Below are 9,711 nucleotides of genomic sequence, written 5' to 3'. Positions count from 1 at the left end.
GTGGGCGACGATCTCCAGCCCGCCGGCCGGCTCCAGCAGCGGGAAGTAGAGCGGGAACAGGCCCCACAGCAGGTAGGCCGACAGCCCCGCCACGACCCCGGTGCGTCGTTCGTCCACCGGCGCACCGTACGCGCGCGCCCCGGGGCACGTGCCGTCAGCGGCGGCGGCGCAGCACCGCCAGCCCGGCGAGGCCGGCCGCCCCGGCCGCGGCGAGCGCACCGTGGTGCCGGCTGGCCCAGATCTGCGGGTCGCGGGTCCACTGCTGGTCACTGAACCGGCCCTCGGCACCGAAGTCCCGCCCGTCGGGGCCGTCGGCCGGCTCCCACAGGTTCGACGGGTCGTCGGGGCTCGCGTCGACGCCGGTGAGCTGGCCGTCCTTGCCGGTGCGGGCCAGGTACCAGTCCATGAACTGCGGCCACACCTCGTTGCCCAGCACCGTGTAGACCGTCGGGAGCCCGACCCACCAGGCCCGCCGGGTCGGGTGCTCGGCGGCGTGCACCAGCGCTGCGGCCATCAGCTCCGGCGCGTAGATCGGCGCCACCGGCTGCGGCGTCTTCGGCATCTTGTTCAGCACCCAGTCGAACTGCGGGGTGTTGACGCCGGGCAGGTCGACCCGGGTGACGTGCACGTTGCTGCTCTGGCCCTTGAGCTCGGTGTGCAGCGCCTCGGTGAACCCCTTCACGGCGTGCTTGGCCCCGCAGTAGGCGCTCTGCAGCGGCACGCCCCGGCGGCCCAGCGCCGAGCCGGTCTGCACGATCACGCCGCGGTCGCGCGGGCGCATCCGCGACAGCGCCGCCATCGTGCCGTGCACGACGCCCAGGTAGGTCACCTCGGTGACCCGGGCGTACTCCGCGGCGGTGATGTCGGCGAAGGGCGCGAAGACGGCGGTGAAGGCGACGTTGACCCAGACGTCGATCGGCCCGAGCTCGGCCTCGACCCGGTCGGCGGCGTCGTCGACCGCGGCGGCGTCGGCGACGTCGACCGGCAGCACCAGCGCCGTGCCACCGACCGCCCGGACCTCGTCCGCGGCCGCTGCGAGGCCCTTCTCCCCGCGCGCCAGCAGGGCGACCCGGTCACCCCGGCGGGCGAAGGCCACGGCCGTGGCCCGGCCGATCCCGCCACTGGCTCCGGTGACGACGACGACCTGACCGCTCACGGGACATTCACCTCTTCCGCCGACGGCCCACCGTGGGCCGGTCGCACCCCCGTTCTGCTCCATCGGCCCGCAGCAGCAAACATGGGGAGCACACAGCTGCACCGCGACCGCGGGGTGGACGGTCGGCACGAGGGGTGCACATGCACGGCGCGGAACTGCTGGGGTTGGCGCTCGCCGCGGTGGCGGTGACCGCGGTGGCGCGGCGGCTGGGCTGGCAGGCCCCGCTGCTGCTGGTGGTCGTGGGGCTGGCCGCCAGCGCCGTCCCGGGGATGCCGGACTTCGCCATCGACGGCGAGCTGCTGCTCGCCCTGGTCCTGCCCCCGCTGCTCTACTCCGCGGCGCTGGGCGTCAGCTACGCCGGCTTCCGGTCGCTGCTGCACCCGATCGTCCAGCTGGGCGTGGTCCTGGTCCTGGTGACCGCCGTCGTCGTCGCCCTGCTGGCCCGGCTCGTCGTGCCCGGCCTGCCGATGCCGGTCGCGCTGGTGCTCGGGGCGATCGTCGCGCCACCGGACGCCGTCTCGGCCGCCGCTGTCGGCCGCCGGCTCGGGCTCCCCCGCCCCATGATGACCGTGCTGTCCGGCGAGAGCCTGATCAACGACGCGGCGGCGCTGACGTTCTACAAGGTCGCGCTGGCCGCCGTGTTCGGCGCCGGCGGCGGGCTGCTCGGCCTGGACTGGGGGTCGGCCTCGGGCACGTTCGGGCTGGCCGTCGGCGTGGGCGTCGGGCTGGGCCTGGCGCTGGGCGTGGTCGTGCACCTCGTCCGGATGCGCCTGGACGACCCGGTGGTCGAGTCGGTGCTCGGGCTGATCGTGCCCTTCGCGGCCTACCTGCTGGCCGAGGAGCTGTCCGGATCCGGCGTCCTGGCCGTCGTGGCCGCCGGGCTCTACCTGGGGCACCGCGGCCCGGAGGCCGGCTACGCCACCCGGCTGCAGGAGATGCCGCTGTGGTCGTCGCTGGACCTGCTGCTGCAGGCCGTCGTGTTCGCCCTCATCGGGCTGCAGCTGCGCGCGGTCGTGGACGAGGTGGCCGACTCCGAGCGGTCCACCGGCCAGCTGCTGGTCGCCGCCGCGGTCGTGCTGGCCACCGTCATCGTCGTCCGGGCGGTGTTCGTCTTCGGCCTGGAGCTGGTCCGCCGGACGCCGCGGCCGGTCCCCGGCGGGCGCTGGGTCTCCCCCGCCCGGCCACCGTGGAGCTACCAGACGGTGATCTCCTGGACCGGCATGCGCGGGGTGGTCACCCTCGCGGTCGCCGCAGCGCTGCCCGAGCAGGTCAACGGCGCGCCGTTCGCCGACCGGGAGGCCGTCCAGTTCCTCGCCTACGCGGTCACCATCGGCACCCTGCTGCTGCAGGGGCTGACGCTGCCCCGGCTGATCCGGCGGCTGGGCGTCCGCGATCCCGAGCAGGACCGGCAGGACGCCGAGAGCGAGCTGCGCCTGCAGGAGCGGACCACCGCCGCGGCCCTGCAGCGCGCCGAGGAGCTGATCGCGGCGGCCCGGCCGCGGGTCGGGGACGAGCGAGCCGACCAGTGGGCGGAGCGGATCCGCGGCCCGCTGCAGGCGCGCACCCGCACGATGCGGCAGACGATCCGGGCCGACGAGGAGGAGGAACAGGCGCGGGGGCGCAAGCGGGCCGAGGGCTTCCGGTACCTGCGCCAGCAGGTCGTGCAGGCCCAGCGCCGCGCCCTGATGACCGAGCGCGACCGGGGCACCGTCGACGACGAGGTCGTGCGCGGCGTGCTCCAGGAGCTGGACTACGAGGAGGCGGCCAGCGCGCACAGCTGGACCACCCGGCTCTGACCGGCCTCCGGCGGTGCGCCGTCAGGACGCCTACCGTTGGCTGTGTGCACGCTGGACGACCGAACCCGGCCCAGTGGCTCTGGTACGCCTACGGCGGCGGGCTGCCCCGCTCGCTGTCGGACTGGGTGCTCGACGACACGACCCGGCGCAGCTGGGTGCTGCGGCACCTGCTGAGGGCGCTGGCCCAGCTCGCCCCGGTCGTGCTGCTGTGCCTGCTGGTCCCGCCGGTGCCCTTCGGCATCCGGCTCACCGCGGCCGGCGGCGGCCTGGTCATCGGCCTGCTCTTCTCCCTGGCCTACATGACCGAGACCACCGAGCACCGCGCGGTCAAGGCCGGCTGGCCGCCCGGCACGACGGCGCACCGCCGTGAGGAGCGCGCCGAGCGTGACCGCATCGAGCGCCGCGCCCGCTACCGCTCCAACGGGGCCGGCAGCTTCGACTGAGGAAGGACCCCCTCGCCCCCCACCACTCGCACGCTCGCGGCGGGACCCTGCGAGGGGGCCGGAGGCTGGCGAGGGGGCCGGGGCCTGGCGAGGGGGCCGAGGGCCTGACGGTCCGGGCTGGGACGATCGGGGGATGGACGCCTGCCTCTCCCGCCGGTCGCTGCTCGCTGCCGGGGGTGCCGGGCTGGGGGCGCTGGCGCTGGGTGCCTGCGCGGGCATCCCGGTCCCGGAGGTGGACGGCGTCGCCCCCGGCGGCCGGATCGCCGCCCTGGCCGACGTCCCGGTCGGCGGGGCGTACCAGCTGGCGGTCGACGGGCGGCGGGTGCTGATCGCCCAGCCCACCGCCGGCACCGTCGTCGCCTACGACGCCACCTGCCCGCACCAGGGCTGCACGGTGCGCGCCGGTGAGGACGGGGCGCTGGTCTGCCCCTGCCACGGGTCGGCGTTCGACCTGGCCACCGGCGACGTGCTGCAGGGGCCGGCGGTCGAGCCGCTGGCCCCCTTCGCGGTCACTGTCTCCGGCGCCGACGTCCTGCTGGCCTGAGGCCCCCCGTCCCGAGGCTCGTGCCGAGCTTGCGAGGCTTGAGGAGGACGGGGGTCCTTCGACTATTCGCCGTCCTCGACCCGGAAGCCGATCTTCATGGTGACCTGGAAGTGGGCGACGTCGCCGTCGACGACCTGGCCACGGATCTCACTGGTCTGGAACCACTCGATGTGCCGGACGGTCTCCGACGCCTTCTTCACGGCGGTGCGGATGGCGTCGTCGACGCTGGTGGTGGAGCTGCCGACGATCTCGCTCAGCCGGTACACGTGGTCGCTCACTGGTGCTCCTCCTCGGTGGCCGCCCGGCGGGCGGCGACTGCCCTCGACCCTGGCACACCGCGCCGCATGCCGCCCGGGCTGCTCCCCGCCGGCGGCTCAGCGCGGGCCGCGCCGCACCACCCGGCGGACCCCGGCGACGTCGAGCCGGTAGGGGCCCAGCCGGGTCAGCACCCACGTCGCGCCGGCGGCCTCCCACGGGGCGGGGTCCGCGTCGACGGGCAGCTCGACCACGACGTCGAAGCCGGCCAGGTCACCACCCCGGACGGCGGCGATCGTCTCCCGCACCCCGGCCAGGTCGTCGGGGCCGGGCAACGAGATCACGAAGGCCCCCTCGTGGCGGGCGGCCCGTCGCAGCGGTGCGGCGTTGGGCCAGCGCCCGCCGATCCAGAACGGGATGCCGCCGGGCCGGGTCGCCGGGGGCAGGAAGCGGACGTCGCGGGCGGTGAAGTGCTCCCCGTCGTGGTCGACCTGCTCCCCGGCCAGCAGCCGGCGCAGCAGGCCCAGTCCCTCGTCCAGCCGCGCGGCCCGGACCCGCGGCTGGAGCTCCTCGCCGAACCGGGACAGCTCCCCGACCCCGCCGTCGTCGCCGAGGCCGAAGCCGAGCACCAGCCGCCCACCGGACAGCCGGTCCAGCGTGGCGGCCTGCCGGGCGAGCACCTGCGGCCGCCGCCGGGTCAGCGGCGTCACCATCGGGCCGAACTGCAGCCGCGAGGTGCGGACGGCGATCGCGGCGCAGCAGGTCCACGGGTCGGCGATCTCGGTGACCGGCTCGGCGTAGAGCAGGTGGTCCCACAGGAACACGCCGTCCCAGCCGGCCTCCTCGGCCTCGACCGCGAGGTCGGCGAGCAGCACCGGGTCGGCCAGCGCGTCGAACGGCGGCAGGAACAGCCCCCGCCGGCTCATCGTGCCGCCGCCCGCACCAGGTCCATCGCCTCCGCGACCGCCAGCGACGACGTCCGCGCGGTGTGCCGCGGCGCCTCCGCACCGGCCAGGACGGCGCCGACGTGGCGCAGCGCCGCGGTGAACGAGTACTCGTCGCGGGTGGGCCGCTCGACCACGGTCTCCGCGCCCGGGCGGCGCAGCTCGAGGGCGCTGCCCGGAAGCGGGTGGTACGGGTCCTCCAGCCGGATGGTGCCCTCAGTGCCGCTGAGCACCGTCGTGGTGTCCGCGCTGCGCCGGAAGCCGCAGGACAGCAGCAGCCGGCGGTCCTCGGGGTAGTCGACCAGCGCGGCCAGCTCGACCTCGACCTCGGCGCCGCGCACCGCGGACGCGGCGGCGCTGAGCGCCGGGCCGCCGAACAGCTCAGCGGCCAGCCGCAGCGGGTAGCAGCCGACGTCGGCCAGCGCGCCGCCGGCCGTCGCCGCGGACAGCCGGATGTCCTCGGTGCGGCGGAGCAGGAAGTGGAAGGCGCCGGAGATCTCGCGCAGCTCGCCGATCGCACCCTCGGCCAGCAGCTCGACCAGCCGCTGGTGCTGGGCGGTGAACGGGAAGACGAACGCCTCCCACAGCGGCAGGGCGGCCCGCTCGGCCACCGCCAGCACCCGCCGGGCCTGGTCGGCGTCGACGCACAGCGGCTTCTCGCACAGCACCGCCTTGCCGGCCTCCAGCGCCGCGACCGCCCACTCGGCGTGCAGCGGGTTGGGCAGCGGCACGTAGACCGCCTGCACGGCCGGGTCGGCGAGCACCGCCTCGTAGCCGGCCACGCCGCGGGCGACGCCGTGCGCCTGCGCGAACTCGGCGGCGTGCGCGCCGTCCCGGCTGCCCACGACCACCGCCACACCGCCGGCCTCGGCCAGGGCGGGGAGGAAGCGGGAGCGGGCGATGCCGGCGGTGCCGAGCACGCCCCAGCGGGTCGGAGGTACGGGCATCAGCGGGCTGCCGGGATCTGCACGGGGGCATCCTGCCCTGCGCGACCCCGGAGGTGGAGCCCCATGTCCGGATTGAACGGACGACCTTCCGCTTACAAGGCGGGTGCTCTACCACTGAGCTAATGGGGCGGGCCGGACTGGGCAGCAGGTTACCGGCCGCCCGGGGCCCGGGCTGCCGGGTGCACGGTGTCCGGGTGAGGATCAGGACATGAGCAACTCGACGGTGGCGGTCCTCGGCACGGGGACGATGGGCGCCGGGATGGTCCGATCCCTGCGGCGCGAGGGCATCCCGGTACGGATGTGGAACCGCGACGGCAGCAAGGCCGCGGCGCTGACCGACACCGGCGCGGAGGCCTTCGGCACCGCGGCCGAGGCGGTGGCCGGCGCCGACGTCGTCCTCACCATGCTGTTCGACGCCGACTCGGCGATCGAGGTGGTCCGGGCCGCCGACGTCCCGGCCGGCACGGTGTGGCTGCAGACCTCCACGGTCGGGGTGGCGGGCATCGAGCAGGTGGCCGAGGTCGCCCGCGAGCTGGACCTGGTGCTCGTCGACTGCCCGGTGCTGGGCACGAAGGCCCCCGCCGAGCAGGGGCAGCTGGTGATGCTGGCGTCCGGTCCGGAGGAGCAGCGGACGGCGCTGGCCCCGCTGCTGGACGCGATGGGGCGCAAGACGATCTGGGCCGGGGAGGCGGGGGCGGGGAGCCGGCTGAAGATGGCGTGCAACGCCTGGCTGATCTCCATCAGCGTGGGCACCGCCCAGTCGATCGCGCTGGCCCGCGGGCTCGGGGTGGACCCGCAGCTGTTCCTCGACGCCGTGGACGGCGGCCCGATGGACACGCCCTACGCGCGGATGAAGGGCGCCAACATGATCGCCGGGGAGCACCCGGTGAGCTTCGGGCTGACCGGGGCCACCAAGGACGCGGTGCTGATCCAGGCCGCCCTGCAGGCCGCCGGCGTCTCCGACCGGTTCGACGCCGCGGCGGTGGAGACGATGCAGCTGGCCGTCGAGCGGCTGCCCGACCCGGGTGCCGTCGACCTCAGCGCGCTGATCGTCGGGCTCGAGCTCCGGGACTGACCGCGCGGCTGCCCGGTCCCGGCGGCCGGGCAGCCGCCGGGCTCAGGCGGCCTCGGACCCCGCGGCCGGGTCGCCGGAGACGTACTCGGCCGGGTCGCTGTCGGCCGTGGCGCCGCCCTCGAGCCAGCGGGCGAAACCCGCGGGGTCGCGCCGCTCCAGCTCGTCGAGGGCCTCCTGCCGGCGGCGGACCAGCTCCTGCCGGGTGAACGGGTCGCGGGCCGCGGCCAGCGCGGCGGAGCTGCGCACCCACTCCCGGCCCAGCTCCTGCACCGACAGCCCGTGCACCCAGCGCCCGTCGTCCCCGCCCACCAGGGACGTCCTGGTCGCCGGCGTCCGTGCGTCCACCCGGGCCGCCCGCGCCGCCCGCAGCCCCCACCGGGCCAGCAGCAGCCCCAGGACCGCGACCACCGCCAGCACGGCCACGGCGGACCCGGCGAGGACGACGCAGCCGCTGATCAGCAGCAGCCCGGCGACGGTGCCGGCGGCGGCGCGCAGGGCGGTGTCCGCGGGTGCCCGGCGCGGGTCGTCGCCCTCGCGGGCGATCCCCGCCCCCAGGCAGGCAGCCACGGCGCCGGACAGCGCCACGGCGAGCAGCCCGGCGCCACCGATGGCGATGCCGCCGACCGCGGCGAGCACGGCACCGAGGAGCACCAGCAGGGCGAGCCCGCAACGGGCGAGGAGCGGGCGCACGGGCACCGGGGCCTCCGGGGGACGGATCGGCGGGAGGGCGCCCCCCGCAGCTGGTCCTCCCTGCCCCGATCCAGACAAGATCACCCTCCGCCCCGGACCCGACACGCCAGGGCATGAGACGGCGCGTCCAGGGAACTCACAGCGCACCACCAGTCCCGGGCCAGTCCAGGACCGCACAGTGGGATCAGCACGGCAGGGAGGTCCTGCGGTGAGTGGGAGGGACGACCCGTGAGTGAGCACAACCGCCCGGCCGACGAGAACGGGCACGGCACGGACCCGAACGCCGGGGGCAGCTCCGCGTGGGCACCCCGGCCCGACGCCGCGACGTCCCCGCAGCAGCCCACCGGAGGCCAGGCGCCCTTCGTCGGCCAGCCGTCCTCCGCCCCGCAGTCGCCCTGGGGCGCGCAGGCCCCCTACGGGTCCCAGCACCCCTACGGCGCCGGGCCGCACGCCGCCGACGCCCGGCAGTTCCCACCGGCCGGCGGGGCACCGCAGCAGCCGACCCAGCAGTTCGCCTCCCCGGGGCAGCCCTGGCCGCCGGCCGGGTACGGGACCCCCGGCTACCACCAGGCGACGGCGCAGGCCGGCGGCCTCCCGCCCGCGTTCCAGTCCGGAGCACCGGCCAAGCCGGCCCGCAGCGGCCGCTGGAAGCTCGGGGCGGTCGGCCTGGTCGCCGCCGGCGCCCTGATCGGCGGTGGCGTGGGCGCCGGGGTGGTGGCCGTCGCCGACGACGACTCCGCGACCTCCGCGAACGCGCCCAGCGCGCAGACCGTCGTCATCAACGACCCGCAGAACGCCACCACCGCGACGGCGGCCGCCGGCAAGGCCTCCCCCAGCGTGGTGACCATCTACGTCAGCTCGGGCTCCGGGTCCGGCTCGGGGTCCGGCGTCATCATGACCGCCGACGGCTACGTGGTGACCAACAACCACGTCGTCACCCTCGACAGCGCCACCGACCAGGCGGCCGTCCAGGTGCGCACCGCCGACGGCACGCTCTACGCCGCCACCGTGGTGGGCACCGACCCGACCTCCGACCTCGCCGTGGTGAAGCTGACCGACGCCTCGGGGCTGACCCCGGCCACGTTCGCCGACTCCGACGCCGTCCAGGTGGGCGACGCCGCCGTGGCCATCGGCGCGCCGCTCGGGCTGTCGAACACCGTCACCGACGGGATCATCAGCGCCACCAACCGCGCGGTGCAGACCGGCTCGACCCAGGACGACAGCACGGTGATCGACGCGCTCCAGACCGACGCGGCGATCAACCCGGGCAACTCCGGGGGCGCGCTGGTCAACGGGGCCGGCGAGGTGGTCGGGATCAACACCGCCATCGCCACGGTCGCCGCCTCCGGCGCCGGCGGCCAGGAGTCCGGCCAGAGCGGCAACATCGGCGTCGGCTTCGCCATCCCGGCCAACAGCGCCCAGCGGATCGCCCAGGAGATCATCGACACCGGCAAGGCCAGCCACGCCCTGCTCGGGGTCAGCGCCAGCACGGCGTCCTCCGCCGGCTCGGCCGTCGGCAGCGGCGCCCAACTGGCCACGGTGTCCGACGGCTCCCCGGCCGCGGACGCGGGTCTGCAGGCCGGCGACGTGATCACCGCGGTCGGCGACCGGATCGTCACCACCTCCACCGAGCTGACCGCCGCCGTCCGCGGCTCTGCGCCCGGCGACACGGTGACCCTGACCATCCGCCGCGGCACGGCCAGCTCCACGGTCGACGTCACCCTCGACGCCGCCTCCGACTGAAGAAGGACCCTGCTGCCCCCCACCCCTCGCACGCTCGGGGCGGGTCCCTGCCGCAGGGCCGAACCGGGCCGGCGCACGGACCGACGACCCCGGAGCCGCCGCCCACGGCCCCGGGGTC

At 76.2% G+C, this 9,711-nt stretch carries 10 protein-coding genes and 1 tRNA gene; 5 read left to right on the top strand and 6 right to left on the bottom strand.

Features of this window, described 5'->3' with window-relative positions:
• Nucleotides 1-154: 154 nt before the first annotated feature.
• Nucleotides 155-1,156, bottom strand: coding sequence for an SDR family oxidoreductase (locus tag GCU67_RS11175; protein WP_338104935.1), 1,002 nt, complete (start codon nt 1,154-1,156; stop codon nt 155-157).
• 140 nt (nt 1,157-1,296) lie between these two features.
• On the opposite strand from GCU67_RS11175, the gene GCU67_RS11170 reads away from it, so the two are divergent.
• The 3 genes from GCU67_RS11170 to GCU67_RS11160 all read left to right on the top strand — a co-directional run bounded on the left by GCU67_RS11170 (nt 1,297) and on the right by GCU67_RS11160 (nt 3,939).
• Entirely contained in the window at nt 1,297-2,952 is a 1,656-nt protein-coding gene (locus tag GCU67_RS11170; RefSeq protein WP_163611295.1) for a Na+/H+ antiporter, read from the top strand.
• A 44-nt stretch (nt 2,953-2,996) separates the two neighbouring features.
• Nucleotides 2,997-3,395 (top strand): DUF5313 family protein, encoded by a 399-nt coding sequence (locus tag GCU67_RS11165; RefSeq protein WP_163611294.1) that lies wholly within the window; start codon nt 2,997-2,999, stop codon nt 3,393-3,395.
• A 133-nt stretch (nt 3,396-3,528) separates the two neighbouring features.
• On the top strand, nt 3,529-3,939 hold the full coding sequence (locus GCU67_RS11160; protein ID WP_163611293.1) for a Rieske (2Fe-2S) protein: 411 nt from the start codon (nt 3,529-3,531) through the stop codon (nt 3,937-3,939).
• Between the two features lie 62 nt (nt 3,940-4,001).
• Here the strand turns inward: GCU67_RS11160 and GCU67_RS11155 are convergent, their stop codons facing one another.
• The 4 genes from GCU67_RS11155 to GCU67_RS11140 all read right to left on the bottom strand — a co-directional run bounded on the left by GCU67_RS11155 (nt 4,002) and on the right by GCU67_RS11140 (nt 6,214).
• The gene (locus tag GCU67_RS11155) at nt 4,002-4,217 is read right to left on the bottom strand and encodes a dodecin (protein ID WP_163611292.1); all 216 of its coding nucleotides are present in this window, start codon (nt 4,215-4,217) and stop codon (nt 4,002-4,004) included.
• Between the two features lie 96 nt (nt 4,218-4,313).
• Nucleotides 4,314-5,120, bottom strand: a complete 807-nt coding sequence (locus GCU67_RS11150) for an LLM class flavin-dependent oxidoreductase (protein ID WP_163611291.1) — start codon at nt 5,118-5,120, stop codon at nt 4,314-4,316.
• A complete protein-coding gene (locus GCU67_RS11145) occupies nt 5,117-6,085 on the bottom strand; it encodes a Gfo/Idh/MocA family protein (protein ID WP_163611290.1) in 969 nt (322 codons plus the stop codon). Before GCU67_RS11145 ends, GCU67_RS11150 begins: the two co-directional genes overlap by 4 nt.
• Before the next feature lie 54 nt (nt 6,086-6,139).
• Nucleotides 6,140-6,214, bottom strand: a tRNA-Thr gene (locus GCU67_RS11140).
• A gap of 79 nt (nt 6,215-6,293) precedes the next feature.
• On the opposite strand from GCU67_RS11140, the gene GCU67_RS11135 reads away from it, so the two are divergent.
• Nucleotides 6,294-7,160, top strand: coding sequence for an NAD(P)-dependent oxidoreductase (locus GCU67_RS11135; protein ID WP_163611289.1), 867 nt, complete (start codon nt 6,294-6,296; stop codon nt 7,158-7,160).
• Nucleotides 7,161-7,202: 42 nt separating this feature from the next.
• On the opposite strand, the gene GCU67_RS11130 is transcribed toward GCU67_RS11135, so the two are convergent.
• Entirely contained in the window at nt 7,203-7,856 is a 654-nt protein-coding gene (locus tag GCU67_RS11130) for a hypothetical protein (protein WP_163611288.1), read from the bottom strand.
• Nucleotides 7,857-8,078: 222 nt separating this feature from the next.
• Here GCU67_RS11130 and GCU67_RS11125 point away from each other — a divergent pair, with 222 nt between their 5' ends.
• Nucleotides 8,079-9,593: a trypsin-like peptidase domain-containing protein gene (locus tag GCU67_RS11125; RefSeq protein ID WP_163611287.1), complete on the top strand. Its 1,515-nt coding sequence runs from the start codon at nt 8,079-8,081 to the stop codon at nt 9,591-9,593.
• Nucleotides 9,594-9,711 lie beyond the last annotated feature (118 nt).

The sequence above is a fragment of the Modestobacter muralis genome (assembly GCF_010682105.1).
Lineage (GTDB): Bacteria > Actinomycetota > Actinomycetes > Mycobacteriales > Geodermatophilaceae > Modestobacter > Modestobacter muralis.
This window is presented reverse-complemented; position numbering and strand designations above follow the sequence as displayed.